Consider the following 26,090-nt stretch of genomic DNA (forward strand, 5'->3'; position numbering starts at 1 on the left):
GGGCGAAGTTCAAAACTATGCCCAATGCCCAATGCCCAATGCCCCATTCCCCACTATTATTTACCTTTTTTAATTGATTGCCTATATAGTTTACCGTTACGAACTTGTACCACTGGTTGATTACACCTACGTACTAATTGTTCGTCGTGTGTAGTGACAATCACAGTTGCCCCAAAGGAATTTAATTTTTGTAGAATTTGCATCACCTGCCAGGAGTTGTCAGGATCAAGATTACCTGTAGGTTCATCAGCCAAAATTAGAGGTGGTGTCCCCACAATTGCCCGTGCAATACTGACTCGCTGTTGTTCACCGCCAGAAAGTTGATCAGGAAAACAATCCGCCTTAGAAAGTAAACCTACCAGTTTCAATGTAGGTTCTAAGCGGCGTTGAATTTCCTTGCGAGTGTAACCTTGTGCTTGCAAAACAAACATGACATTTTCTGACACTGTGCGCTGAGGAATCAGTTTATAGTCTTGAAACACAATGCCAATTTTGCGCCGTAATAATGATAAGCGATCGCCCCGCAAATCAGAAACATTGCAATCACTCACAATTACTTCTCCCTGTGTAGGCAACTCTTCACCATACAAAAGCTTTAACAGCGTTGACTTACCCGAACCACTAGGGCCAGTAACAAATAAAAATTCTTTCTTTCTTACCTCTAAACTGACATCTAGTAAAGCATGGCAGCCGTTACCATAGGTTTTAGTCACAGACAGTAACTTTACTATGTGACCATTACCACCATCGAGATGTTGCTGTTCACCATCCTGAGAATTTTCAGTAGTTAAGGGCGTTGTTAATACAGGCATTGATTAATGCTACTTTTGACTAATGACTGTTGACTAAAAACAATGATTCCCAAGAAATACTTAGGAATCACAAATCTCACACAGAATATTTCAAATTTTTCGCACCATTTAAGTTAGGAGTGCTGTTAGCGGTAGCGGGGCGTTTAGCCCGTGCTGTTAGCGGTAGCGCGGCGTTTAGCCGGTGCTGAGTAATGAGTAGTCAGTAGTAGGTTGAGAAATAAACTCTACCTTGTCCACCTTGTCTACCTTGTCCCAATCCCCAATCCCTAATCACCAGTCCCCAGTCCCCAGTCCCCAATCTATCCTCAAGTCGCACTCTTAGCCGTCAAGTGATAAATACAGGCTTTCACTGCAAACTGCGGTAAAGCTAACATCCGCCGCCAACGCCAAGGTTCTTGATAAAGCCGATATAGCCATTCCAAATTGTTGTCAGCCAACCACGACGGCGCACGAGATTTTGTCCCTGACCAAATATCGAAGCTTCCACCTACACCAATCCAAATAGACTGGGGACACAAATGGCGGTTTTGGGAAATCCATAATTCTTGGCGTGGTACTCCTAACCCTACCAAAATTATCTGCGGTTGCAGTTGGGCTAGGGTTTGTTTGAGTTGTTGTTCTTCTTCGGGAGTGTGGTAGCCAGAGTATGTACCAGCTATATTCAACCCAGGACTTTTTTGCAGCCAAAACTCTGCTGCTGTTGCGGCTACTCCAGGCGCGCCACCGTAGAAAAATACTGTTTTGTCTGTTTGTTGTTGTCCTACAGCACATAACAGCTTTTCAGCCAATTCAATTCCTGGACAACGATTAACTTTTTGCCACAGTAGCCAACGTAAATATAGAACTACTCCTGCACCATCTGGAATGACTAAATCCGCACTTTTAATGATTTTTGCTAAAGTGGGATTTTGCTGTGCTTGCATGGTCATTTCTGCATTCAGGGTGATGACATGAGTGCCTTGGTTGTATTGCCAGCAATTTAGCAACCAACTGGGATAGTTGTCCATCACATGGACAGGCATTCCCAAAACCGAAAACTCTTTAGGGGCTTGAAACATAGCCTTGCTCTTAATTAGTCTCACACCAGATGATCTAGAACGATAGTTTATCAAATTTTTTAATAGGTGTCTGGGAGTTTCTGAGCCAAATTCAACTGTGTAAAATACTCATCTGCGGAAAACTAACCTATAGGCGGTGTCATTTTTGTTAGTCGTAACGGGTTATAAAAACAGCTTATAATTCATCAAAACACAGTGATCGTTGCCAAAATGGAAAAGAATTCCATCCGTTGAGATGATTAGATACTTAGTGACAAGTATATTATTGGCAGACACAATTATTTACACAGTATTTATTTAAGTCTTGTCCGTAAACTCAGTTTTAAAGTTAAGGTAGCGTAACGGGTAGAAGTTGACTATGAGTAAAATTCGGATTGCGCTGATTGAGGATCACGACCTGACTCGTGTAGGTATTCGTACAGCTTTATCGCAAAAGGAAGGAATAGAAGTTGTAGGAGAAGCTGCTAATGCGGCTGAAGGATTGAATATGTTAAAAATGGTACAACCTGATATTGCAATTGTCGATATTGGTTTACCTGATAAAGATGGCATTGAATTAACACGGGAGTTAAAAGCCACAGCTAATGGCAAAGAGCTAGAAACAAAAGTGCTAATTCTTACACTTCAAGACAATAAGGAGGCTGTTTTAGCGGCTTTTGCGGCTGGGGCTGACTCTTACTGTATGAAAGATGTTAAGTTTGATAATTTATTGGAAGCTGTCAGGGTTACTTACAATGGCAACGCTTGGATTGATCCGGCGATCGCCAGAATTGTGTTACAACAAGCACAACAAAATCCCCCAAAGACAGACCGCCAATTTCTAGCTTCAAACCCAGATTCTACAGACAACACAGAAACTATAGACCCTTACATCCTCACAGAAAGAGAATTAGAGGTTCTACAGTTAATTGTAGAAGGCTGTAGTAACGCAGTTATTGCCGAACGCCTTTACATTACTGTCGGAACGGTCAAAACCCATGTGCGTAACATTTTGAACAAACTATGCGCTGATGACCGCACCCAAGCAGCAGTCCGTGCCTTACGTTCTGGATTAGTCGGTTAATTTTAATCTGTGATTAATTACCACAATTGCCAATTTCAGAACTCTGAAGTTAAATATAAGGGTACAGAAAATTAAGAGTAAAGTTATACTCGTAGAAATAATAATTGTGCTGAAAAAGTTAGCTTTTTCAGGATTTTTAGCAATTTGGTGAGATGGCAATTTTACTGTCTCGCCAACTCTTTACCTGTAAATAAAAGTCAATATGACGGAAACTAGGGTAGAAAAACTTAAGCTCATGGTCGTAGATGATGAGCCAGATAACTTAGATTTACTCTACCGTACTTTTAGGCGAGATTTTCAAGTATATAAAGCCAATCATGCCCGCAGTGCATTGGCAATTCTGGAAAAAGAAGGAGAAATGGCAGTCATTATCTCTGATCAAAGAATGCCAGAAATGAATGGTACAGAATTTCTTAGTCATACAGTAGAGCGATTTCCTGACACCATTCGGATTTTACTGACGGGTTTTACCGATGTCGAAGATTTGGTGGATGCAATTAACTCCGGCCAAGTTTTCAAATACATCACTAAACCTTGGAATCCAGAACGCCTAAAAGTTATAGTTGAGCAGGCCACCGAGACATATCGCATTGTCAAAAAACGTACTCAAGAGTTACGTCGAGCCTTAAGACGAGAATCTTTATTTAACGCAGTCACAACGGCCATTCGTGAGTCGTTGGACTATGAGAGTATGCTACAAAAGATTGTCGCCACCATAGGGCAAACTTTTGATGCTACAGGTTGTCTACTTAAACCCGTAGAAGGTGATCTGCTTTTAGCTAATCAATTCTCATACCAAAATTCAGTTAATTCTTTTCCCCATCAGGCTTTTGACCCTACTCTTCTCATTGAGAAGGTTCTGGCAACTCATCAACATCAATTTGCTCAAGAGATATACGAAGAAAAATACTGTAACTACTTGGTTGTCCCCCTATCTTACCAACAAGACTTGTTAGCAGTGCTGGCTCTATATCAGTTTGGTCAAGATGAACCTTGGCATGATGAAGAAATTCAACTGATTACAGGTGTAGCAGAACAAGCAGCTTTAGCTCTTTCACAAGCCAAACTTTACCAACGTCTGCAAGAAAAGCAAGAGCAAATCAAAGCTGAGTTAGAAGTGGCGCGTCAAATTCAAAACAACCTACTACGCCAAAGCCTACCAGATATTAAAGGCGCGAAGTTACAAGCGTGCTGTTATCCAGCACGAGAGGTAGGTGGTGATTTTTTTGAAGTCTTTGTCCACCCTAAAGGAGACTTATGGTTAGCGGTAGGGGATGTTTCTGGAAAAGGTGTCCCAGCTGCTTTATTTATGGCTAGTGCTATTTCCGTCTTGCGGCGGGAATTATCTCAGGAAACACCAGCTGATCCTCACGTAGTTATACACAATCTCAATCAGGCTTTATGTAATGACTTAATTAGCAACAATTGCTTTATTACACTTGTTTTAGCTTGTTTTACTCCCACTACCAGGGAACTGGTGTATGCCAATGCTGGACATATTTATCCATTAGTTTGGTCAAATCATTCCACTGTAGTAGAACAACCAAAGTATCTGAAAGTTCGTGGCATTCCTTTAGGAATTTTATCTGATTGGCAAGCCCAGTCAGGTCGTTTAGTTCTCTCATCTGGAGACACATTATTGCTAGCTAGTGATGGAATCACGGAAGCAATGGTATCAAATAAACCAACATTAACCGTTGACACAGTGGGTGGCACTCTCCCAGCCAGTCGTTTTATGCTGAAACAGGACGGTTTGTGGCAAATATTACAGGAAGAACCACAACCATTGTCTTTGAACCATTTACTAGCTCGCATCCAGGCAGATAACCCCGTGCAAGAAGATGATCAAACTATACTTTCTCTGGAGGTTTTGTAAATGATGAAAAGTGAGCTGCACGTACCAAGTGACTTAAATTATTTAAGTATCGTCGAAAATTGGTTGCTGGGATGCTTAAAAGTACAATTGGGTGAGTCTGTGGATTGGTCAAGACAGTCCAGTCGTCTGCGTCTAGCATTGGTAGAAGCTTACTCAAATGTAGTTCGTCATGCTCACAAGGAGCAGTCGAATATACCTATTTTGCTACGTTTGGAACTCAAGGGCAGAGATATTTCTTTGGAAGTGTGGGATTACGGTACTGGCTTTGACTTAGCTACTTATTTTCCGCCCAATCCAGTAGATAAACAAGAAGGTGGTTACGGGTGGCTAATTATGAATCGATTAATGGATAAGGTGGAATATCAATTACAAGTTGATGGTGCTAACTGTCTCAAGTTGGAAGCTACTATCCCAGAACTCGCTAATAGCTAAAAGTTTCGTTTATTTATGTACAGTAGGGAACAGAGAACAGCGTGGTCTTCTTTAAGGGAGGTTGCGCCAACCAGACGCTTTGCAAATGCAAAGCGTCTCAAAGGGACAGGGTCTTTCCAAGTTTAGCGACTGCGGAGGAAGAGAGAACTTTCAACTGAAACAATATCTTATACACTAAACAATAAGGATTTCCGTTCTTTAGCTACATAGAGATAAATAATTAATAATTACCCCAAATTAAACCCTGTTCCACTGACTAGAACAGGGTATTTTTATATTTAGTCATTAGTCAACAGCCAGAATATCTACTTAACTAGCTAATTATGACCCAGAGTTCTCGAAATAGTCCTTCGCCAACGAAACAATCGCTTTCCCCTTTCCAGTGGCTTTATGCTTTGTGGAAGTTTTCCCGGCCACATACCATTATTGGTACAAGTTTAAGTGTGTTGGGTTTGTATTTAATCGCTGTCGCAATTAGTTCTACTGGTTTTGCAGTGGCTCAAATCATACCTGTTTTGAGTACGTGGGTAGCTTGTATATGTGGCAATGTTTATATTGTGGGATTAAATCAACTAGAAGATGTAGAGATTGATAAGGTTAATAAACCTCATCTCCCCTTGGCTTCAGGAGAGTTTACCCGCAGACAAGCACAATTGATTGTGACCACTATGGGGATTTTAGCTTTGGTTGTAGCCTGGCTAAATGGCCCTTATTTATTGGGAATGGTGAGTTTGAGTTTAGCAATTGGTACAGCTTATTCTTTACCGCCTATTCGCTTAAAAAGATTTCCGTTTTGGGCTGCATTGTGTATTTTCTCAGTGCGGGGAACTATCGTAAATTTAGGGTTGTTTCTGCATTTTAGTTGGTGGGTACTACAAAATAATCAATTTATTCCTTTGGCAGTATGGATATTAACTATATTTATTTTGGTGTTTACTCTAGCGATCGCCATTTTTAAAGACATCCCCGATATAGAAGGCGATCGCCTCTACAATATCACAACTTTTACTATTCAATTAGGTTCACAAGCTGTCTTTAACTTGGCACTGTGGATACTGACTGTTTGCTATTTGGGTATAGTGATAGCTGGTGTGTTGCGTGTAGAGTTAATTAACTCAGGATTTTTGGTGATTTCGCACTTAGTAGTATTGTGTTGGATGTGGGTGCGGAGTTTAGCCGTAGACTTACAAGACAAAAAAGCGATCGCTCAATTTTATCAATTTATCTGGAAGCTTTTTTTCTTAGAATATTTAATGTTTCCCATAGCCTGTCTTTTAGCAAAAAATTATGTTCAATAATTTGCAAACAACCAATGTTTTGTCAATTTTTGTAGTCACTATTGCCATTATTCTGCTGATTTATTTTGCCGTCAAAACGTTAATTACTGCCAATTTATTCCAGCAAGGTGTGAGTCTTTATCAACAGCAAGACTATCCAGGCGCAGAAGCCGCTTTTCGCAAGGTAATTAACATCAATTCTACTAATGATGTGGTGCGCCTATTTTTAGGTGATGTCTTAAAAGCGCAGGATAAAGTTGCAGAAGCCCAAGATTTATACCAACAAGTCATTCAACGTAGTCCTAAAAATCCTGAAGGTTATTTGAGGCTAGCCAATATTTTAATGTTGCAAAATCAACAACAGGAAGCTACAACCAATCTCCAAAAATCTCAAGAACTCTTCCAAAAACAGCGTCAACCAGAAAAAGCCCAAAGGATTGCTCAATTATTAGAGAAAATGAGTCATAAATTAAGCTAAAGAAAAATACGGAATTACTAATTGTCATCAATCCTTAAAAACTAATGACTAATGACTATTGACTAATAACTAATGACTAATGACTAACACAGGAAAAGTTTATCTTGTAGGTGCGGGGTTGGGGGATGTCGCCTATTTAACGGTAAAGGCGCATCATCTTTTGGCTGAGGCTGAGGTTTTAATTTATGATGCCCTTGTAGATGAACAATTATTAGAGTGTGTTTCGCCTCATTGCTTAAAGCTGGATGTGGGAAAACGCGGAGGAAAACCTAGTACACCGCAAGCAGAAATTAATCAATTACTAGTCCACCATTGTCAAGCTGGTAAACAAGTTATCAGGTTAAAATCAGGTGATCCGTTTATTTTTGGACGCTGTACCTCGGAAATCGAAGCTTTAAAAACTTACGGGTGTGATTTTGAAGTAATTCCTGGAATTTCCTCAGCTTTAGCTGCGCCTTTGTTAGCGGGAATTCCTTTGACAGATCCTGTGATGAGTCGTTGCTTTGCAGTTTTCACAGCACACGAAACAGAAGTTTTAGACTGGGAAGCTTTGTCAAGGTTAGAGACGCTAGTAATCTTGATGGGTGGTAAAAACCTGGGAAAAATTGTCCATCAATTACGACGCAATGGCCGATCGCATCTTACACCCATAGCAATTATCCGTTGGGCTGGCACACCACATCAACAGATTTGGGCTGGTGAACTGGGGAATATTTTAGAACAAACGGCTGGTTTATCGCTGTCACCGGCTGTCATTGTGGTTGGGGAAGTTGTGGGGCTACGTAATTACCTACAACCTGAGACAATATCTTCAAATGATCAAAATTCTCGTCTCCAAGCTATGTCTAGTAACTTACCTTTGGCTGGTAAAACTATCTTAGTCACCCGTTCGGCTGGACAATCAAGTCAATTTAGCGATCGCCTCACCTCCTATGGTGCTAAAGTCATCGAAATGCCAGCTTTAGAAATTGCACCTCCTTCTAGTTGGGAAGGTTTGGATACAGCAATTGATAATTTATCGGAATTTCACTGGTTAATCTTGACTTCTACCAACGCTGTAGATTATTTCTTTGGCAGATTGCAAACTCAAGGTAAAGATAGCCGTGCTTTAGCTGGGGTAAAAATTGCTGTTGTCGGGGAAAAAACCTCCCAATGTCTCAAACAACGGGGACTCCAACCAGATTTTACTCCTCCCAATTTTGTCGCTGACTCTCTAATAGAAACCTTCCCCGAAGCACTTCCAGGGAAAAAGATACTCTTTCCCAGAGTCGAAAGCGGTGGTAGGGAAGTGTTAGTAAAGGAATTCAACGCTAAAGGCGCAGTAGTTACAGAAGTAGCAGCTTATCAGTCATGCTGTCCTAGTAGTATCCCACCAGTCGCCGCATCCGCTTTAAAAAATGGCGAAGTCGATGCGATTACCTTTGCCAGTTCTAAAACTGTACAATTTTTCTATCAATTGGTAGACACAATTTTTACAAGTAATGTAGTCAATGCTTTGAAGGGAGTTTGCATTGCTTCTATCGGCCCCCAAACTTCTAAAACCTGTCATGAATTGTTTGGCAGAGTCGATGTAGAAGCAGCAGAATATACATTAGATGGCTTAAGTCTAGCCTTAGTCAAATGGGTAGAAAACTTTTAAGGAACTTCCAACTTAAAAAATATACTATCACTGTTTAGGCAGAGGGGCAGGGGGCAGGGGGAAAAAGAACGATGTGTTCTCTCTGAAATTGGATAATTGATTTTCTGGAAATCCCTAAGTGTTGACTAATGACTAATGACTAATGACTAACCACATTATCGGCTTAACTGGGGGTATTGCTACGGGTAAATCTACTGTCGCCAATTATTTGGCGAACGTCTATGGTTTACCTGTTTTCGATGCAGATATCTATGCTAGGGATGCAGTAGCTACCGGTTCACCTATTTTAAATGCGATCGCCCAGCGTCATGGTCAAGAAATATTACTGGCTGATGGTAGTCTAAATCGTTCTCGGTTGGGAGAAATTATTTTTTCCCATCCCACCGAACGCCAATGGCTAGATAGTATCATTCATCCCTATGTGCGCGATCGCTTCGTTCAAGCTATTCATCAATCTTCTACATCAACAATAGTTTTAGTCATACCTTTATTATTTGAAGCCCAAATGACTGATTTAGTTACAGAAATTTGGGTGGTGACTTGTTCGGAACTACAGCAATTACAAAGATTAATGGAACGTAGTCAGTTAACCTCAGAACAAGCAACAGCCAGGATTAATAGTCAATTATCTTTACAAGAAAAAGCCGCTAAAGCTGATTTTGTCTTGGATAATTCCGGCAGTTTAGCAGATTTATTAAAACAAATCGACAAAATAATCATGGGTAATTCCCATTAGAAATTACCCATGATTATTTTTAACCTGCTCTTTGACCTAAATATTGTCCGTCTAGTCCTTGCTTAACCCACTTTAAGCATTCATACTCTGATTTGAACAATTTGGGAGCAGCAATATTATTTAACAATTCTGGTGGGTAATGATCGTAGAAGTACCTACCATTTTCATGGAAGAGGATAATTAAATTGCGACGATAGACATAGCGAGATTGGAAAATGTCACGTTCACTCACAAAATCTGCATTTTTATCTAGATGTTCCTTGGCAATTTCTACGATATTACCAGTGCTATTACCGTAAATCTGTGCAGGATTCTCTGCTTTATGTAAGTGACTTTTACGCCCAATTTCTGACAACAGTTTATACGAATAAATTTCATACTTATCTGCTTTGCCAAAAACAAATGGAATGATGAGATATCCCTTATATGAAACAGAATTTTCATAGATAAGACGACTCATCTGCACCTCCTGTGATGTAGAAGCTTGAAAAGTGATCAGCCACAGCAATATTGAACCCATGAATATGAGTTCAACCGCAGTGTTTCATGCTAACTTTTTGGTGATTTTGACAAGAGGGGTGTTACCCCCTATTAGAAAATAAGCTCAATAAGTGTTGATCAAAAACGCTTGTGATCACTATTATTACTCTTTTTTGCTTATCCTTAATGAAATATATTCCCAAAGTCATAAAATCATGATTTTATAAAGCTTAATATATAGAAAGTGTCTAATGGGATATAATCTCAGACCAAAAAATTTCTGTTTAAGCCACTGCTAAAAATTTATGTATTTGTTCAAGAAATCAAGGTAGAAATTATTGAAATTATCGGTATCAGTAGTAATTAAAAACTTAAATAAATATACTGATTTTATCGAATTATTTAGCTGCGTCAAAAATCTGCTGTGCAGTTAAATTTAATTGAGGAAAGGTAGGTGATTTAATCACTGCGTTACCTTGGAACGGAGTCATTTGATATTCACCATCGACTAAATTACAGACAAAAATAGTTGGTTGTTTAGGATTACCGATAAATTTCCTAGCCCCCAAAGCAGCATAATCAGCAATCCAATATTCAGGAATACCCATTTCTTCTCTTCGAGACGCTACGCGAACATAATCAGCAAATTTGTTGTAATAATCATCTCGCCAGTTAGTCGATACAACCTCAACCACCAATGGTACAGATGCAGCTTGACTGACTGTTGATTGCTTCTGAAAAAGTGGTTCGTTGCTGAGGTTATCTAGATTTAACAACAATACATCAGGTGAATAAGCAGATTCAGCACTAGGAGTTTTAACTAATGTAGTTTTAGGTATGGTGTAAGGAAGATCCAGGCGATCAAATTCGACAGTTAACTTACGGGCTATAAATCCCACAACCTTTTCATGTTCTCCGTTTGGAGGTGGCATTTCAAATATTACTCCGTTACGTAATTCATAGCGTTTACCATCGTTGGGATACCATTCGATAAATTCATCAAATGTCAGTAATTTTGGCAAAGATTGGGTCATAATCTCACCTTTGTCTCAAAAAATAACTTTACCTTTTGTCATCCATCCTGATTTACACCAATTATCACCATAAACTCAATTGATTGGGTGGCGAGTCTAGTAGATTCCAAGGTAGGGGAGGAACTGGGACAGAGTTTTGTTCTAATAACTGTTGAAAGTGACGGGCTGTGTTAGGCGATCGCTCTTCTAGGGGACAATGAACGAAGAAGTAAATTTTCACTCCCGATTGCAACCATTGCTGAATCTGTTTTACCCATTCTTCCATAAATGGCTGATTGACTGACAATGTGGGATGGGAAATAAATCGGATCAGACTAAAAGGTGCAGTGACGCTAAATTGTACAGGAAGTTTGGGTTTGCGTCGTTCTGATTCTAGTTGGGGGTCATCATCTCCAGTGTAGATGGGGCGGGAATCTAAAATCACCCTACCCACACCTAAAGTTTCTAACATTGCAGTTAGCTGACTGCTGTGAGGTTCTTGAAACCAGTCGGGATGTCTCACCTCTAATGCTAGCGGTGATTCCTGGCGTGGCCAAGCTTCTAAAAATTTAGCTAAATCGTTGATTAATGTAGGGGGATAACTGGGCGGTAATTGAGCGAAAATAGGGCCAAGATGCTGACCTAAAGGGCGCATTCCGGCTAAAAACTCTAAAGCAGCCGGAATATAAGGTTCTAGCAATCCTTTGTGCGTAATCTCCCGTGGTAGCTTCAAACAAAACTCAAAGCCTGGGGGAGTTTGTGTCGCCCATCTGCTAACAGTTTCCGCATTGGGTATGGCGTAGAAAGTTGTGTTACCTTCTACTGTGGTAAAGCGACGACTGTAAAGACTGAGAAAATCCGCAGCACGAGTTTTTGGGGGAAAAAGTTCACCTACCCAACCTTTATATGACCAAACAGCACAACCAATTAAGAAATTCACAAGCTAGGAAAAAATAACTTCTGAAATATGTTCAGTGTTTCCCCCTAATTGTAAATAACATTGTGGTGGTGTTGCATAGATTTTGTTAGTAGTGAGCGTACTTCTGTGTCAGTGGTTTGAGCAAAATCTTCATACCAAATACCGATCGCATATAAATTCTCTACCATCAGCACACAGACAACTTGATCTACTTCTCGTGCTAATTCTTCACAGGTGGAGATTCCAGCGACAGGAACAGCCACAATTAACTCCCGTGGTTGTTGCTGTTTAATAGTAGCGATCGCAGCTTTGATAGTTGCACCGGTCGCAATGCCATCATCCACTAAAATAATAGTTTTATTTTGGATCTTTGGTAACGGGCGATCGCCTTGATACAGTTGATAGCGGCGATTGAGTTCTAGTTGTTCTGTCGCTGCAACACTATCAATAGTTGCTGGGGAAATACTCAACAAATCCACCACATTTTGGTTAATCACCCGCACTTTCCCCATAGAAATTGCACCCATCGCCAATTCCCTATGTTCCGGTACACCAAGTTTCCTGACTAAACAAATACCCAAAGGCGCGTTCAATTGTTTAGCTACTTCATACCCTACAGGTACACCACCACGAGGTAATGCTAGGACGAGAACATCATCATGGTGAGAGTATGCTGTTAATTTAGCAGCCAATAGTTTTCCCGCTTCAGTGCGATCGCGAAATTTCTGACGCATATTGTTATACCTTGTTGATGAAAAAGGTAGAAGTCAGAAGCATTTTAAGTTTTGGATTTTAGCTTGAAAAATTTTCCATCAAAAATATTTCTTATATTGGTTTTTTGAGAGATGATACTAACACCAACTAAAAAATAACTCCTGAGTTCTGTTTTATTGTTCAACTCTTACACAGCATTGGCTATTAATGGCTGATCTGAGACAAATTTTAACTGCTATGGCAGTCCTATATAATTTGTGATAATTCACGGTGTCGATACCCCCGACTTTTCAAAAAAGTCGGGGATCTTGTTTCTCACGAATGATTTATGAATGCTATGGCAGATTAAATACAACCCTTCTCTTCTGTTCACTGTTCCCTCTCATCACTACTTCAGATAAATCAACAAATTCAAGCCAGGAATTGTACGGGAGAGTGTCCATAAAACCAAGGTGATATACAATACGCCCAAACTCCACTGATACCAAGCTAAAGTGGAAATAATTCCTGGTAGGTGTTGGTCTCTGAGGCGAATATCGTTAAATCCTAACCTGACTAAATTATTCAAACTAAAGTCATAATAGTTTAGCCAATTCCAACGCCTATCCCATAATAAAGACATATATCTTTCCCGAAAGACTTGATTTCTAGGAATCACTGGTAAACGACCAATTAATAGACGCAACTGGCGAAATGTCCCGTCTTCCGTTAAATAAGAAACATTCATTAAATCGTGATAGCGGCCTTGTTGATAAAGGCGAATCAGTAAAATCATTGGGATAGGGATGATAATAATTCCTAGACATCCCAGAGTTAGCCAAGGTTGGTCTGTGTTGCGGAAGATGGCTAATAAACTAAAGAACGTAATGCAACTAAAACTAATGAAAATAGCGACGGTTTCGTAATAGGTGGGAATAATCGGGACGGGATGTAAACGACGATAGCGATCAACTAGCCAAAATAGTACACCAAAATACGCGATCGCCATTCCTCCCACACCAAAAACTAACCAAAAATTTGTCCCATAGCCGCTTAAAAGTAACAATACAGTCAAAGACAAACAACCCCAAGCCGAGAGTAACCAATTACCCACAGCTAAAGATTCAGCCACAACTAGGCGATCGCTTAGTTGATTATAGGTGGCTAAATCGATTTCTGCTAAGGTTAATAGTTCGTTACGATTGCGGAATGGTTGAGTAATTCGACGTTGGGCGATCGCTTCTGCTTGTGTTTGGGAAAAACCCAATTTCATCAAACTACTTACAGGCGCATTATTAATATTAATTCCCCATAATTCATGGGTTAACTCTTGTAATTTTAATCTTTGTCTAGTGTACTCTATTTGATTAGCATCAATCACTTGTTGTTGCTGACGAAAATTCTGCACTAAATTTCGCAAAACACTTTGATTCCCCTGTAATGTCGGGACACTAAATATTTTACCAATTCGTCCAGGATTACCTAAAATTTTGGCTTGATTCGAGTTAAACGTCAGTCCCGCCACATTTAACAATGCCGAATTAGCAAATATAGCATCACTAAAATCAGCTTGATTGAGGATACTAGCACTTCGTAAATCTACAGGCTGATTAAAAAACACCTCGCGAAAAATCACAGCTTGATCAAAAGCAGCTTCTTTAAGAGATAAAGACTGATTAAAATTAGCCTTAGCAAACTGCACTTGATTACTAAACTTCACACCAGCAAAGTTTGCATTACCTTGCCATTCGATATGATTAAATTTAGCTAATTGCTTAAAAATAGCTTGATTGAAGTTAGCAGTTTTTACAAATAAGCTACCATAAAAGCTAGTAACATCTTGGAATTGTGCTTGTTTAAAATTCGCCCTATCGAAAAAAACACTACCGCGAAAATTACTAGCCTGGCGAAAACTAGCATTATCAAAACTCGCAGGACGGCTGAATCTGGCTTCACTCCAGTTTATCGGCTGGAGAAAGACAGCATTTTTTGCATTTAAAGATTGCAGAAAAAACGTATTATTAAATCTCACCTCGCCATTAAACCGAGTTTGTTCTAGTATTAAATTACCGCGAAAAACTGTCACCTCACTAGATGCCGTTGACTCAGTATCGAGTAATGAGCGACAATCTTTAGAATTAATTAAAGTTACCGTTAAAGATTGCAAACAAGCTAAACGCAATTGTTCAAGTTGTGCTTTTTCTGTAGCATTGAAAATCGGCGCGATCGCCTGAGCGTACAAAGGCGTTCTTAAACCTAAATCACTGCCTATAAAATCACCTTGAATCAAAGAATAACTTAAATCTAACCCTAATGGTTTAGCCCCATTTTTTTGCAATTCTTTTCGCAATGATTGATAAAAAGCATCCCGAAAACTAGCATTTTCTGGACGCAAATCAATTACCATCCCCCGCAAATCTACAGTTAAATTACCCTCTTTGAGAGTAGGATTATGTAATCGTTCTTGCAACAATTCTAAAGTTAGACTTGTGCGTTCAGGTTGTATAGTTGCTGCCTCTACTGGTAAAGGAGTAAATAATAATAAGAAAGCATAAAAAATAATTAGTAAAGTATTCCATATAGGCTTGAACATGGAGCAATTCTATATAGTTGTGAGTGCTGAGTAATGAGTAATGAGTAATGAGTAATGAGTAATGAGTGCTGAGTTAGGAAATCAATTCCACCTTCCAATCCCCAATCCCCAGCCTTTCAATTTTGGATTTGGGATTGGCGATTTTGGATTGGATTCAATCTAAAATCCAAAATCTAAAATCTAAAATTCCTAGTCCCCAGTCCCCAATCCCCAGTCCCCTCACTCATTACCAATCAACAGCACGATTTTACCCGTAATTCCACCATTCTCGATTAACTGATGGGCTTGATGTGCAGCTTCTAAAGGTAACTTATGACTGACGTGAATTTTCAATTTCCCTTGATCAATCCAGTCGGCGCACTCTGCTAAAATTTCCGCCTGGTGCTGTTGTGCTTCTACTAAGCCTTGTAACATCGGTGTCAGCATTAATTCAAAACTGACGCGGAGGTTGCGATTTCTGGCAATTCTCCACACAGTATCAGCCTTGGGTTCAAGAATTGTGACTAGATCACCATAAACGCGCACAGCCGGAAAACTTTGGGAAAATACTTCACCCCCTACCGTATCAAAAGCTAAGTCTACACCCTCGCCATTTGTCCAATCTAAAGTAGCTTGAGCCACATCTGTTTGACGATAAAAAATCACATGATCAGCACCAAGTTGTCTGACAAAGCGCGCCTTTTCTTCGGAACTAACGGTAGTGGCGACAGTCGCGCCTTTGAGTTTCGCCAGTTGAATCGCCACATGGCCAACCCCACCAGCACCCGCATGAATTAAAACTTTCTCCCCTGGTTCTAGTCGTCCCCGCTCATACAATGCTTCCCAAGCAGTAATTAAAACCAGAGGCGCGGCGGCGGCTTCTGCAAAGCTTAAAGACTTCGGCTTATGGGCGGCGAAGCGTTCATCTATAGTAGTGTACTCAGCATAATTACCCTGATGTCCGCCCAAGCCACCGTTACAAAAATAGACTGCATCACCAGGACGAAACCGTTTTACGTCCTTACCTACAGCTTCTACCATACCTGCACCATCACACCCTAAAATGGCGGGCATTTGCTCAGGGTAAAATGTGCCTCGTTGACGTACCTTAGTATCAATGGGGTTAATTCCAGCTGCTACGAGGCGGACTAACAAGTCTGTCTTACCTAATGTTGTGGGTTTTGGTACTTCTTGTAATTGCAAAACCTCTGGACTACCTGCGGCTGTCATCAAGATTGCTTTCACGATGTTTCCTCCGATTTGAAGCTAATACTCCACCCGATTGATTTTGTCAGGTTGCTGTTGTTGAGATACCCGACTTTTTGAAAAAGTTGAGGATCTATGACCAGCAGACTACTATTCAATCATCAAAAAAAAACCGCGAAACTATAACTACACATAGTTTCACGGTTTTTAGTGTGGTGTGAGGAGCTTAACTAAATATCATGATAGAGTACCTACCCAAGTACGGCGTACTCGTAACAGTTTTGGTAACAGAATTTTTTTGGTCAAGATATGATGAATTTCTTGTAAGGTAAATTTTACTACCGAGCAGTTACAACCCCGATATATTCAAGAATCTGGGTATCTACAAAGAGAAAACTTGACCTTTTACCTTTTGCCTTTTACCTTTTTCCTTAATTCGCTCCTATGAGTAATTTAAATGCTGTGCTACCTCCATTGATTGTGTTAGATCAGCTATTGCAAAGCTGGTTGCTAGAAGATATCGGGAGAGGCGATCGCACTACAAATAGTCTACTAACCACAGATGTCACCCCAGGTAAAGCAAAATGGATAGCGAAAGCACCAGGAGTCATCGCCGGTTTACCGATAGCCGCTAGAGTATTTCAGCTATTGGATAGCAAAGTGAACTTTGTCATGACAGTTGATGAAGGAACATTTTGTGAACCAGGACAGTTAATCGCAGAAATTCACGGTTCATTAGATGCTTTACTCATGGGGGAAAGAGTCGCATTAAACTTGGGAATGCGTCTAAGCGGAATCGCCACCCTCACCCATCAATATGTTGACAAAATAGCTGATTTACCTGCTCAATTGGTAGATACGCGCAAAACCACCCCAGGACTCAGACTTTTGGAAAAATACGCCACATCTGTAGGCGGCGCAATTAATCATCGTATGGGGTTAGACGATGCAGTCATGATTAAAGATAACCATATTGCGGCGGCTGGGGGAATTGCAGAAGCCATTACGAAAATTCGCGCCAAAATTCCCTATCCCTTGACTATAGAAGTAGAAACTGAAAATTTAGACCAAGTGAAAACCGCTTTGGAGCATCAAGCCGACATCATCATGTTAGATAATATGCCCTTAGACATGATGCACACAGCCGTAACATTGATTCGCCAACACGATAAACGAGTCAAAATCGAAGCTTCTGGAAACGTAACTTTAGAAACTATTCGCGCTGTAGCTAAAACAGGTGTTGACTATATTTCTAGCAGCGCACCAATCACGCAATCGAAATGGTTAGACTTGAGTATGAAAATGTCTTAAACACAAATGAATGAACCACACCCCAAAAAAGCCACAGAGTAGGCGATCGCAATTTACCCATAGATGAGTTTTATGAGGTTTGCACCATTAAGACTAAGCCGACTCGGCAGATATTTTCATCTGTAAAGGAGGAAACATAGGCAAAGAGAGACTGTTTCCTCATGAGTTTTTCCTGATGAAAGAATCACCTATTTTACTTTTGCTTTCGTATTCTGTGTGCGTACATATCTTCTTAAAGCATCGAGTTTATTTTTGATAGGCTCAAATCTGTATATGGGCAATAACCAACGTCCCACTAAACTCATACCTACATACATTGGTGAACGAGTTGAGAGATAAGCTCGGTGTTCGAGCGAACAAGGTTTTGGGCTATAAGTTTGCGTACCCAATGGAGCATATTCTGGATCATGCCAATAATTAGTTTTGCGAATCGGATCAAGTTTATGATTCCGTACTCCTGCTACTTGATGCAAATGTCGGGGAAAGATGCTAAGACATGGATTTAAGACTTTAAAGCCTGCCTCAATTGCTCGTTGCGCTAGGAATAAATCGCAACCTTGAATACCGAGTTGGTAATTATTTTTAAACGGAGCTAGTGGTGTTCTAAAAATCCAACAGTCATGCGCGCCAGCCGCAGCAATATGGAAAAGTTTCCAACCACCATCTTTGGTTGGTTCATATCGAGATATAGTCCAAAATTCTTCTTTAGTAATATCTTCAGCACGTTCTAAAGCACTGTTTTCATCAAAGTAAATATCACCATTAACAATAATGCTTACTTTATCGTTTCCCCAATTATTTGCCACTTCGATCAATTCAGCATAAGTAGAACGATGATGCACAGGAATGATTTCTAATTTGTCGTGGGAAAATCCATCCAAGTAACCATAATCTGAATCTTCTTTTAGTTCTAAAAAAACTTTCACCGCCTCAATGTAAGGATGTGCAAGGTTTCTCTCCAGACAAGTTAAAAATTCTTGAGCGCGCTCAGGTTTACATTGTGTATAGAGTGTGGTTAGTAAAATTGCCATGTAGTTCTCACTAAAATTAATTATAGTCAGGTGATATTGGTTGCTTAGGGATACAAAACAAAGAGATATATCTATATAAATCTTCACTTTTATGTTCCTGCAACCTAAAATACTAACTGTAGCAAATTATTATCACAAAGCCTTAGTAAACATCTAATCGCACTGTTAAAAATAATACACTATATCGACTAGTAAGTATGGATAATGTGAAACCTCACATATCGACAAAAGCCTAAGTAGTCTACCAAGGTAACTTTGCTAAGTTAAATGCTCTGATGTAAACGCTGCATTTTTTGACGATTGATTGCAGTTGAGAAACTTCATCTTCACTTGAGTCAACAATGTACTTTTTCGCCACGTTACACCCCATTTTTTGGTTAGTTGCTCAATTAGAGGTACTACTTAGCAAAGTTAACTTGGCAGGCTAATATAGGAATTACCCAGGATACGAAAGATCAAGGGTTTGGGTGAGGGTATAGGGGTATAGCGGTGTGCTGACAGGTGTAGGTTTTTTACGTTGTGTACCAAAAACCTTGGTGTAGGGATGTAGGGGTGAATGAAACGATGATTCTGTCGTTAGTCCGAGAGTCATCACTCACTGCTGGGTAAAAAACCTACAGTTGTGAGATAGCGGTGTGGGGATGTAGGTTTTCAACTCATTATAAATATAATTAAGTTTTTCCTATATTTTAAGGTTTTTTGTCAAAATTTTGCTACATCTAGACTATATAAATAGTCATAGGATTCCTATTTGATTTTTGAATAGACTCAGTAAACTTTTCTTCGCTGTTTCTGTTATTGTGTTTTTTGCCTAACTCTAACCTAAGTCTAGGCGTAATTCATCAATCAAACTGGATTACTATAATATTTGCTCAAAAATCGTCGGCGTAAATCTTAACATTATGTAGAGTTATGGAAAGGCTTGAGTTAAAGTCTCTTCACAGAATTCCTATTCTGTCCCTAATATTGCTTTGGCTAGCTTACGCTATTTTAGGATGGTACTTAGCAGCCCATCACATTATTTGGTTGGTGGGAGGTTTCATTGCGACGATCGCTATAGCTGTAGTTCGTAGAAGTGTTTCTTGGTTAGAAAGTTTAGTTTCTTTGGGTTCTCGTACCCTAGTGGTGATTTTAGTATTGAGTACGTCAATTGCTTTAGTTGCTACTTGGTCACTATTATTTAGTCTCTTTCTCATCCCTATAGCTAGCACCTTGTTAGCAGATTTAGAAATGCGGTTTGCAGGCTTTAATAAGAGAGATTCCTTTTGGATTTTAACTTTTTTAGCTGCTACTGGTTTATTAGTAGGTGAAATTATAGACCTTTCGATTTTACCTAGTATTAGATATTAGACTAATTCGTAGTGCTGTTAGCCGCGCTACCGCTAACAGCACTCGTTACTCATTACTCACACTAATTAAATTCCCAGCTTTGCAACGCCATCTGATGAACTTCCCGCCAAGGAATATTGTATTGACGGGCTAATGCTGCACAATCTTCGTATTCTGGCTGAATGTTGGCAACACGCCTATCTGTAGCTTGTCCTTGCCATGCTACTTTAATTCTCACTGTGCCGTATTTCGTTTCTACTTTTTGAATTTCCCGTTCTAAAATAGCGCGTTGCTGGGTAGTGCGCCGGATACCCAAGGTAGTTGTTTCACGAAATACCACAGTTTCACAAGCTGATAAATTTTCTGGATGACAAATCACAGTTAGTAAAATCCCTGGGCGGGATTTTTTCATACCTATGGGTTGGGTAAAGACATCCACCGCGCCAGCTGCAAACAACGCTTCAAATACATAACCTATCGCCTGTGGATTTAAATCATCAATTTGCGTTTCTAGTACGGAGATGGTTTCTAAATTTGTGCCAGTTTCCTGAGAATCCATGAAATGGGGCTGAGAACTAGCACTTTCACCCAGCCAGAGGCGTAGTATATTGGGAATAGGGAGATTAATCGTACCAGATCCTAATCCTATTTGTTTGATGGTCATTGGTGGTGGTGCGCCAAATTCTCGGACTAAAGTAGTTGCGATCGCAGCTCCGGTTGGTGTTACTAATTCTCTATCAATCCCATTACTATAAACAGGACAACTCCGCATTTCCCATAACTTCAAAACTGCCGGTACTGGTACAGCCATCTGTCCGTGTGCAGCCCTGACAGTACCCCCACCCGTAGGAAATGCCGAACAATACAATAAAGGGAATCCTGCCGCATCAGTTCCAATATCTAACCAATCCAATCCTAAACAGGTACCAACTATATCCACAATTGCGTCCACCGCACCAACTTCATGAAAATGCACCTTCTCCGGCGCAATCCCATGCACAGCCCCTTCCGCCACGGCTAATTGGCGAAATACCGCCAAACTCCAAGCCTCAGCCCGTGAAGGCAACCCTGCATTGAGAATCATTTGCTCAATTTCCGGCAGATGGCGGCCATGATGGTGTTCGTGGTGATGGTGATGGTGGTCATGGTGATGTTCAATTAAATCCACATGAACCTTAGTAGCCTGCTGACCGTTTTTTTGTACTAATTCTGCCCTTAACTTATATTCCTGGGATATACCCAAATTATTGAGTTTTGCCGTCAAATATTCGAGGGGAACACCCAGACTTACCAAAGCCCCCAAACACATATCACCAGATATCCCGGCTGGACATTGAAAATAAGCGATTTTAGTCATAAGTCAATATTTAATAGTCATTAGTCATTAGTCAACAGTCAATAGTCAACAGTCAAAAGTTATTAAACTCTTTGCTTTTTACTTTTGTCTTTTGCCTTTTGCCTTTTTACTTTTGCCTTTTTACTTACCTAGTCCTCTAAACATTTGTCTGTGTATGTAAATATATGCAACCCTTAAGTTTACAGAACATCACCGTAAGAGTATATCCCTTCTTATGAGGGAGATTACTAACGGGCATCTATTCTATAATCCATGCCCAATGCCCCATGCCCAATTCTCGATTCCCAATACCTACGCAATATGGCAAAAATTATCTCAGTCCATCCGGAGAATCCCCAAAGTCGCAGAATAGAGGAAATAAGGTCGGCACTTGCCACAGGCGCAGTTATGCTTTATCCAACAGATACAGTTTATGCGATCGGTTGTGATTTAAATGTCAAATCTGCGGTGGAAAAAGTCCGACAAATTAAGCAGCTAGCAAATGATAAACCACTGACGTTTTTATGTCCTTCTCTGTCAAATGTTACTACTTATGCTTTTGTGAGTGACACAGCTTACAGGATTATGAAGCGTTTAATTCCAGGAACTTATACATTTTTGCTGCCTGCTACTAAATTAGTACCAAAACTGGTACAAAGTCCTAAACGCAAAACTACTGGAATTCGGGTACCCAATCATGTTGTGTGTTTAGCATTACTAGAAGCACTAGGGAACCCTATTATCTCGACTTCGGCTCATTTGCCGCCAGATGAAGTGGATGACGGCAAATTTCAAATCAATTCAGAACTAAGATTGTCACGCGTGGAGTTATTTGATCGTTTGGATAAATTCGTAGATGTAATTGTAGATACAGGCGAAGACCCAACTTATGAAGTATCTACGATTGTGGACTTAACTGGAGATGAACCCTTGATTACCAGGAGGGGTTTAGGTTGGGAAGTTGTGGCTGCATGGGTTTAATTATTGAACTTCACAGCCTGTTCCCGTTGTTTCGGAATTATGTCCGTAACAGACTCCAGTTTTTCTATCGTCATACAGACAAACATTGGGAGTGGTGAGGACACAATGACAGTGATGGAGACATATTAAGCTTTTTAGCCATTTTGCGGGCAAAGCAAATATGCTTGTGTTAACCTCGATGGGGTTGCTTGAGAAAAAGCGACACACTACATTCTCTGTAACTTTTTTACATTGCGTACAGTCATATATATGAACAGTGCTTTTGGTTGGTTTTGTGGTTTTCCACTCAAAGCTGACTTTAGCTGCTGTTTGTGCATTGTCTCAAAGGTGCAAAACCACACCCAGGAAAAGTCATGAAACTCAATCTTGCAAATCTACCAGCCTCTACATCTACTTATGTCAATGAAGTTGTTACCGAAGAATTATCCGCTACAGATGCTTTGATACAACTGCTATGTCAGGAAATGCAAGCTCAAGTCAAAGCAACACCTGGTTGTGTACAGAATGTCGCCCAACGTATTGCCAAGGAAGTCCAACGCATTTGCGATAAGAGTTCCCGCATTCAAACCTCTGGGGCGATTCAGTCTTGGCAGGTGACTTTATCTCGCCACCGCCTGCAAAAGTGTCTACATTACTATAAATTAGGTTCTCGACGGGGACGGGTAGAATTACATAGTAGCTTGGGTTCTATGGTTTACCGCCATGTCACCATAGCTGGTTCGGAATTGGGATTTGAAGGTCGTTACAATCTAATTGAAGATTTTCTCCAAGCATTTTACATTGAAGCTATTAAGGCTTTTCGTCGCGAAAACGAATTACCGGAAGATTACACTCCCCGCACGCAGTTGCAGTTGGCTGAATACATGGCATTTACTGAACAGTATGCCAAGCGTCGGATTAATTTACCTGGTGGAAACAATCAACAATTAATTATTTTACGCGCTCAAGGTTTTGCCCGTCGTCAGCCCCAAGAAACAGCTGTAGATATTGAAATGGCTGTAGAATCTGCCAAAAGTGAGGAAGCAGAATCTTACCTACGGAACTCGGCTGTACAACAGATTAGAGCGCAAATGATTGCTCAAGCTCATGTTGATTTATCAGAAGAATCAGAACGCGATCGCATTATCTCTGAACTCATTCAATATTTGGAAGCCCAAGGACAATCTGATTGTGTAAATTACCTGGTTTTAAAGCTGCAAGACTTACCAGCACCAGAAATTGACCAAATTCTCGGTCTTACTAGCCGACAACGCGATTATCTCCAACAGCGTTTTAAATATCATGTGCAGAAGTTTGCCAAGCAACATCATTGGCAATTAGTACATCAATGGTTGGGTGCAGGTTTAGATCAAAAATTGGGATTATCTGCCCAACAGTGGCAAACTTTAATGACTACCTTATCTCCCCAACAACAGCAATTATTAGAATTAAAAATGGCTAAACAAAGTGATCAGGCGATCGCTAAAACCTTAAAATGTACTCCCAAGCAACTACAAAAGCGTTGGACACAATTACTAGACATGGCCTGGGCTATCCGCAACGGCCATACTGAAATGCAAACTGGCTAAACTTCAGCATTACATCACTTAAGCGTTGATTTCAATGAGAAATATACAACATCCCTATTTTTAGGTTTTAGCCCAAATTCTCCACTAAAGCATATTGAATTATCTTATGCCCAGTCGCTTCAGAACCCTGATTTCTTAAAGAAATCGGGGTTCTTAAATTTCTAAAATCATCAAAAAATCTCCTAATTTTTTAGTACATTTGCACTGAAAATAACAGAAATTGAAAATTCATATTAAGTAATTGTTTATTTACTCCCATTTCTATGAAATCCTGGAATAAGTGAGATTAGCACCAACAGTTACAGATGATGAGTAAAAACGAAAATTATGCAAGTTCTCCGTAGGTAAATTTAGTCTACAGGAATTATCTGTAAGTTTTGAATTGTGAATTTTGAATTCCTATGACTCCGGGCGCAAGGGCAAATCAAGCAGGAAAGATTTTAGAAAGTAATGTAGATGCAGTATTAACTGCTTATGAATATTTTCAAATTGGCAGTCATATTACTAAAGAGTATTTACTGAATGCTAGTTTGTTAAATAAACGCTATGGTAAGCAAGTTGGGATTGGTAACGGCATTTATAATACTGCGCTTAAAGTTGATTTTTATGTAATGGGAATACCCACTATTCCTGCTGGATTAATTATTGAATGTAAATGGCAAGAAAGCGGCGGTTCAGTTGATGAAAAGTTTCCGTATCTAAACTTGAATATTCAAGGATATTATCCAGCACCGACAATAGTAGTGATTGGGGGTGAAGGAATGCGCGGAGGGGCTATTGATTGGTTAAAACAGCAAGTGAAACATAATCATAATTTAATAGCAGTTTATACATTAGATAGATTTATCGCCTGGGCTAATAAAAATTTCTAATAAGATGTGATTAACAATTCATTAATCAGCCCTCTTTTTTGGGTATTAGAGTTAATAGAACGGGCAGCTACTATTTTATGGATTTTAAAATCAATCTCTTGATATAAATCAATAATAAAATCAGAATCCGAATTACAAACAGCAACTTTCACCCCAATACTTGCCAATTCTGCACAGACATCTCTTAATTTCTCTTGCTTTTTCTCATCAAAAACAGTTTGATGGTAACTGGTGAAATAACTTGTGCTACTGATAGGATGATAAGGCGGATCACAAAATACAAAATCATCACAACCTGTAGCATAATTTAATACATCGGCAAAGTCAGACTGTTGAATTTCTGATGTATGCAAAACAGCAGATGCTGCTCTGAGTAAATCTTCTGGGCAAATATTAGGATTGGCATATCTGCCTAAAGGTACATTAAATTTACCTTGGGAATTGACGCGATATAAGCCGTTATAACAAGTTTTATTCAGATAAATAAATCTAGCGGCTTTTTCTAAAGCACTACCACTAGAGTTAGCCCTAACACTGTAATAATAATCTTTGCTATGTCTGAGTTTATGTTCTTTCAAAAGAAAAATTAATTCTTCCACATGATCTCGGACACAGCAATATACATTAATCAAGTCACCATTAATATCAGTTAAAAACGCTCGTCGAGGTCGCAAATAAAAAAATAAAGCCCCACCCCCCAAAAATGGCTCATAATAATTTTGATAATTCTTGGGTAAATAGGGAATATATTGTTGTATTAATCTACTTTTACCCCCAGCCCACTTTAAAAAAGGGCGCGGGCAAGTTTGCTTGGAGATTTCACTAACCATTGCACGGCAATTCAGATATAGGCTAATAAATATAACATCATATTTCAGAGAATATACAGGATTCAGGACAATAAAGTAATTCTGAAGAATCTTACTAATAGATATAGTCGTAATATCAAAACTTGATTGATAGCTGAATTCTGCCGATAAGATTCTCAACTGTGACAATATAACTAACGAAGCATATTTTATATTAACTGAGTAGTTTTCCAGCACAATGGATTACAATAAGGGGGATAAACTACATCAAAACAAACGTTAATTCTATAACAAGGCAGTCTCAATTAAAATGTTTGACGGATTTTGGGATAACGTTTTTCGCTACCCCCGCTACTTGATTACTATAGTTCTAGGTTTGCTGCTGAACACCTTTGAACCATTGTTCCCACTCTTAAAGCGTCCAGTCACCCTAGTGGCTGTTTTGGGCTTATTGATAGGCGGTTTGGCATTCCTGACTTTCACATTACGGGCGATGTTGGGACTGAGTACCATCTAGACTAAAAGTATATTGTCGATCGCTGTTAAGGACAGTGTTGGTTCATCTACAACCCTTGTCCTCTCTTACTTATATTTGTTGT

The 26,090-nt window shown here is 39.7% G+C and carries 26 protein-coding genes; 14 read left to right on the top strand and 12 right to left on the bottom strand.

Annotated features, from left to right (window positions below):
* Positions 1-56 precede the first annotated feature (56 nt).
* On the bottom strand, positions 57-812 hold the full coding sequence (ftsE, locus tag CLI64_RS25920) for a cell division ATP-binding protein FtsE (protein WP_103139914.1): 756 nt from the start codon (positions 810-812) through the stop codon (positions 57-59).
* 29 nt (positions 813-841) lie between these two features.
* Here ftsE and CLI64_RS31710 point away from each other — a divergent pair, with 29 nt between their 5' ends.
* Complete coding sequence (locus CLI64_RS31710) at positions 842-1,000, top strand: hypothetical protein (protein WP_157943323.1); 159 nt, start codon at positions 842-844, stop codon at positions 998-1,000.
* Between the two features lie 117 nt (positions 1,001-1,117).
* Here CLI64_RS31710 and CLI64_RS25925 read toward each other — a convergent pair whose 3' ends face one another.
* Positions 1,118-1,870 (bottom strand): WecB/TagA/CpsF family glycosyltransferase, encoded by a 753-nt coding sequence (locus tag CLI64_RS25925; RefSeq protein ID WP_103139915.1) that lies wholly within the window; start codon positions 1,868-1,870, stop codon positions 1,118-1,120.
* Between the two features lie 358 nt (positions 1,871-2,228).
* Between CLI64_RS25925 and CLI64_RS25930 the strand changes: the two genes are divergently transcribed.
* The 7 genes from CLI64_RS25930 to coaE all read left to right on the top strand — a co-directional run bounded on the left by CLI64_RS25930 (position 2,229) and on the right by coaE (position 9,371).
* A complete protein-coding gene (locus CLI64_RS25930; protein WP_103139916.1) occupies positions 2,229-2,933 on the top strand; it encodes a response regulator transcription factor in 705 nt (234 codons plus the stop codon).
* 202 nt (positions 2,934-3,135) lie between these two features.
* Positions 3,136-4,809 carry a SpoIIE family protein phosphatase gene (locus tag CLI64_RS25935; RefSeq protein ID WP_103139917.1) on the top strand — a complete coding sequence of 558 codons (1,674 nt, stop codon included), beginning with the start codon at positions 3,136-3,138 and terminating at the stop codon, positions 4,807-4,809.
* A gap of 3 nt (positions 4,810-4,812) precedes the next feature.
* On the top strand, positions 4,813-5,241 hold the full coding sequence (locus tag CLI64_RS25940; protein ID WP_103140882.1) for an anti-sigma regulatory factor: 429 nt from the start codon (positions 4,813-4,815) through the stop codon (positions 5,239-5,241).
* A gap of 323 nt (positions 5,242-5,564) precedes the next feature.
* The gene (locus CLI64_RS25945) at positions 5,565-6,539 is read left to right on the top strand and encodes a homogentisate phytyltransferase (protein ID WP_103139918.1); all 975 of its coding nucleotides are present in this window, start codon (positions 5,565-5,567) and stop codon (positions 6,537-6,539) included.
* Positions 6,529-6,996 carry a M48 family metallopeptidase gene (locus CLI64_RS25950; protein WP_103139919.1) on the top strand — a complete coding sequence of 156 codons (468 nt, stop codon included), beginning with the start codon at positions 6,529-6,531 and terminating at the stop codon, positions 6,994-6,996. Before CLI64_RS25945 ends, CLI64_RS25950 begins: the two co-directional genes overlap by 11 nt.
* A gap of 79 nt (positions 6,997-7,075) precedes the next feature.
* The gene (gene cobA / locus CLI64_RS25955; protein WP_103139920.1) at positions 7,076-8,635 is read left to right on the top strand and encodes a uroporphyrinogen-III C-methyltransferase; all 1,560 of its coding nucleotides are present in this window, start codon (positions 7,076-7,078) and stop codon (positions 8,633-8,635) included.
* Positions 8,636-8,777: 142 nt separating this feature from the next.
* Complete coding sequence (gene coaE / locus CLI64_RS25960) at positions 8,778-9,371, top strand: dephospho-CoA kinase (protein WP_103139921.1); 594 nt, start codon at positions 8,778-8,780, stop codon at positions 9,369-9,371.
* Between the two features lie 19 nt (positions 9,372-9,390).
* Here coaE and CLI64_RS25965 read toward each other — a convergent pair whose 3' ends face one another.
* From CLI64_RS25965 to CLI64_RS25990, 6 genes are all read right to left on the bottom strand, one after another.
* On the bottom strand, positions 9,391-9,831 hold the full coding sequence (locus CLI64_RS25965; protein ID WP_103140883.1) for a hypothetical protein: 441 nt from the start codon (positions 9,829-9,831) through the stop codon (positions 9,391-9,393).
* 418 nt (positions 9,832-10,249) lie between these two features.
* Positions 10,250-10,885, bottom strand: a complete 636-nt coding sequence (locus CLI64_RS25970) for a Uma2 family endonuclease (protein WP_103139922.1) — start codon at positions 10,883-10,885, stop codon at positions 10,250-10,252.
* Between the two features lie 64 nt (positions 10,886-10,949).
* The gene (locus CLI64_RS25975) at positions 10,950-11,804 is read right to left on the bottom strand and encodes a DUF72 domain-containing protein (protein WP_103139923.1); all 855 of its coding nucleotides are present in this window, start codon (positions 11,802-11,804) and stop codon (positions 10,950-10,952) included.
* A gap of 44 nt (positions 11,805-11,848) precedes the next feature.
* A complete protein-coding gene (locus CLI64_RS25980) occupies positions 11,849-12,517 on the bottom strand; it encodes a phosphoribosyltransferase (protein ID WP_103139924.1) in 669 nt (222 codons plus the stop codon).
* A gap of 368 nt (positions 12,518-12,885) precedes the next feature.
* The gene (locus CLI64_RS25985; RefSeq protein WP_103139925.1) at positions 12,886-15,069 is read right to left on the bottom strand and encodes a pentapeptide repeat-containing protein; all 2,184 of its coding nucleotides are present in this window, start codon (positions 15,067-15,069) and stop codon (positions 12,886-12,888) included.
* Between the two features lie 219 nt (positions 15,070-15,288).
* Positions 15,289-16,293: a zinc-dependent alcohol dehydrogenase family protein gene (locus tag CLI64_RS25990; protein WP_103139926.1), complete on the bottom strand. Its 1,005-nt coding sequence runs from the start codon at positions 16,291-16,293 to the stop codon at positions 15,289-15,291.
* 405 nt (positions 16,294-16,698) lie between these two features.
* On the opposite strand from CLI64_RS25990, the gene nadC reads away from it, so the two are divergent.
* Positions 16,699-17,565, top strand: a complete 867-nt coding sequence (gene nadC, locus CLI64_RS25995; RefSeq protein ID WP_103139927.1) for a carboxylating nicotinate-nucleotide diphosphorylase — start codon at positions 16,699-16,701, stop codon at positions 17,563-17,565.
* 188 nt (positions 17,566-17,753) lie between these two features.
* Here the strand turns inward: nadC and CLI64_RS26000 are convergent, their stop codons facing one another.
* Together CLI64_RS26000 and CLI64_RS30990 are read right to left on the bottom strand one after the other, a co-directional pair.
* Positions 17,754-18,596, bottom strand: coding sequence for a hypothetical protein (locus CLI64_RS26000; RefSeq protein WP_103139928.1), 843 nt, complete (start codon positions 18,594-18,596; stop codon positions 17,754-17,756).
* Between the two features lie 436 nt (positions 18,597-19,032).
* On the bottom strand, positions 19,033-19,188 hold the full coding sequence (locus CLI64_RS30990; protein WP_157943324.1) for a hypothetical protein: 156 nt from the start codon (positions 19,186-19,188) through the stop codon (positions 19,033-19,035).
* Positions 19,189-19,508: 320 nt separating this feature from the next.
* Here CLI64_RS30990 and CLI64_RS26005 point away from each other — a divergent pair, with 320 nt between their 5' ends.
* Positions 19,509-19,946 carry a hypothetical protein gene (locus tag CLI64_RS26005; RefSeq protein ID WP_103139929.1) on the top strand — a complete coding sequence of 146 codons (438 nt, stop codon included), beginning with the start codon at positions 19,509-19,511 and terminating at the stop codon, positions 19,944-19,946.
* A gap of 61 nt (positions 19,947-20,007) precedes the next feature.
* Here CLI64_RS26005 and larC read toward each other — a convergent pair whose 3' ends face one another.
* Positions 20,008-21,282: a nickel pincer cofactor biosynthesis protein LarC gene (gene larC / locus CLI64_RS26010; RefSeq protein ID WP_103139930.1), complete on the bottom strand. Its 1,275-nt coding sequence runs from the start codon at positions 21,280-21,282 to the stop codon at positions 20,008-20,010.
* Positions 21,283-21,582: 300 nt separating this feature from the next.
* Between larC and CLI64_RS26015 the strand changes: the two genes are divergently transcribed.
* The 3 genes from CLI64_RS26015 to CLI64_RS26025 all read left to right on the top strand — a co-directional run bounded on the left by CLI64_RS26015 (position 21,583) and on the right by CLI64_RS26025 (position 24,682).
* Positions 21,583-22,242 carry an L-threonylcarbamoyladenylate synthase gene (locus CLI64_RS26015; RefSeq protein WP_103140884.1) on the top strand — a complete coding sequence of 220 codons (660 nt, stop codon included), beginning with the start codon at positions 21,583-21,585 and terminating at the stop codon, positions 22,240-22,242.
* Between the two features lie 353 nt (positions 22,243-22,595).
* The gene (locus CLI64_RS26020; RefSeq protein ID WP_103139931.1) at positions 22,596-23,810 is read left to right on the top strand and encodes a HetZ-related protein; all 1,215 of its coding nucleotides are present in this window, start codon (positions 22,596-22,598) and stop codon (positions 23,808-23,810) included.
* A gap of 401 nt (positions 23,811-24,211) precedes the next feature.
* Entirely contained in the window at positions 24,212-24,682 is a 471-nt protein-coding gene (locus tag CLI64_RS26025; protein WP_103139932.1) for a PD-(D/E)XK nuclease superfamily protein, read from the top strand.
* Here CLI64_RS26025 and CLI64_RS26030 read toward each other — a convergent pair.
* Positions 24,679-25,512, bottom strand: coding sequence for a DNA adenine methylase (locus CLI64_RS26030; protein ID WP_103139933.1), 834 nt, complete (start codon positions 25,510-25,512; stop codon positions 24,679-24,681). The two genes, CLI64_RS26025 and CLI64_RS26030, sit on opposite strands and share 4 nt — an antisense overlap.
* Before the next feature lie 289 nt (positions 25,513-25,801).
* Between CLI64_RS26030 and CLI64_RS26035 the strand changes: the two genes are divergently transcribed.
* Positions 25,802-26,008, top strand: a complete 207-nt coding sequence (locus CLI64_RS26035; protein WP_103139934.1) for a DUF751 family protein — start codon at positions 25,802-25,804, stop codon at positions 26,006-26,008.
* Positions 26,009-26,090: the final 82 nt, after the last annotated feature.

The organism is Nostoc sp. CENA543 (genome assembly GCF_002896875.1).
Lineage (GTDB): Bacteria > Cyanobacteriota > Cyanobacteriia > Cyanobacteriales > Nostocaceae > Trichormus.

Bases quoted from the DNA above. Each gene is read 5' to 3' on its own strand.
- ftsE (WP_103139914.1), bottom strand. From the start codon at position 812: ATGCCTGTATTAACAACGCCCTTAACTACTGAAAATTCTCAGGATGGT.
- CLI64_RS25925 (WP_103139915.1), bottom strand. From the start codon at position 1,870: ATGTTTCAAGCCCCTAAAGAGTTTTCGGTTTTGGGAATGCCTGTCCAT.
- CLI64_RS25930 (WP_103139916.1), top strand. From the start codon at position 2,229: ATGAGTAAAATTCGGATTGCGCTGATTGAGGATCACGACCTGACTCGT.
- CLI64_RS25935 (WP_103139917.1), top strand. From the start codon at position 3,136: ATGACGGAAACTAGGGTAGAAAAACTTAAGCTCATGGTCGTAGATGAT.
- CLI64_RS25940 (WP_103140882.1), top strand. From the start codon at position 4,813: ATGAAAAGTGAGCTGCACGTACCAAGTGACTTAAATTATTTAAGTATC.
- CLI64_RS25945 (WP_103139918.1), top strand. From the start codon at position 5,565: ATGACCCAGAGTTCTCGAAATAGTCCTTCGCCAACGAAACAATCGCTT.
- CLI64_RS25950 (WP_103139919.1), top strand. From the start codon at position 6,529: ATGTTCAATAATTTGCAAACAACCAATGTTTTGTCAATTTTTGTAGTC.
- cobA (WP_103139920.1), top strand. From the start codon at position 7,076: ATGACTAACACAGGAAAAGTTTATCTTGTAGGTGCGGGGTTGGGGGAT.
- coaE (WP_103139921.1), top strand. From the start codon at position 8,778: ATGACTAACCACATTATCGGCTTAACTGGGGGTATTGCTACGGGTAAA.
- CLI64_RS25965 (WP_103140883.1), bottom strand. From the start codon at position 9,831: ATGAGTCGTCTTATCTATGAAAATTCTGTTTCATATAAGGGATATCTC.
- CLI64_RS25970 (WP_103139922.1), bottom strand. From the start codon at position 10,885: ATGACCCAATCTTTGCCAAAATTACTGACATTTGATGAATTTATCGAA.
- CLI64_RS25980 (WP_103139924.1), bottom strand. From the start codon at position 12,517: ATGCGTCAGAAATTTCGCGATCGCACTGAAGCGGGAAAACTATTGGCT.
- CLI64_RS25985 (WP_103139925.1), bottom strand. From the start codon at position 15,069: ATGTTCAAGCCTATATGGAATACTTTACTAATTATTTTTTATGCTTTC.
- nadC (WP_103139927.1), top strand. From the start codon at position 16,699: ATGAGTAATTTAAATGCTGTGCTACCTCCATTGATTGTGTTAGATCAG.
- CLI64_RS26000 (WP_103139928.1), bottom strand. From the start codon at position 18,596: ATGGCAATTTTACTAACCACACTCTATACACAATGTAAACCTGAGCGC.
- CLI64_RS30990 (WP_157943324.1), bottom strand. From the start codon at position 19,188: ATGACTCTCGGACTAACGACAGAATCATCGTTTCATTCACCCCTACAT.
- CLI64_RS26005 (WP_103139929.1), top strand. From the start codon at position 19,509: ATGGAAAGGCTTGAGTTAAAGTCTCTTCACAGAATTCCTATTCTGTCC.
- larC (WP_103139930.1), bottom strand. From the start codon at position 21,282: ATGACTAAAATCGCTTATTTTCAATGTCCAGCCGGGATATCTGGTGAT.
- CLI64_RS26015 (WP_103140884.1), top strand. From the start codon at position 21,583: ATGGCAAAAATTATCTCAGTCCATCCGGAGAATCCCCAAAGTCGCAGA.
- CLI64_RS26020 (WP_103139931.1), top strand. From the start codon at position 22,596: ATGAAACTCAATCTTGCAAATCTACCAGCCTCTACATCTACTTATGTC.
- CLI64_RS26025 (WP_103139932.1), top strand. From the start codon at position 24,212: ATGACTCCGGGCGCAAGGGCAAATCAAGCAGGAAAGATTTTAGAAAGT.
- CLI64_RS26030 (WP_103139933.1), bottom strand. From the start codon at position 25,512: ATGGTTAGTGAAATCTCCAAGCAAACTTGCCCGCGCCCTTTTTTAAAG.
- CLI64_RS26035 (WP_103139934.1), top strand. From the start codon at position 25,802: ATGTTTGACGGATTTTGGGATAACGTTTTTCGCTACCCCCGCTACTTG.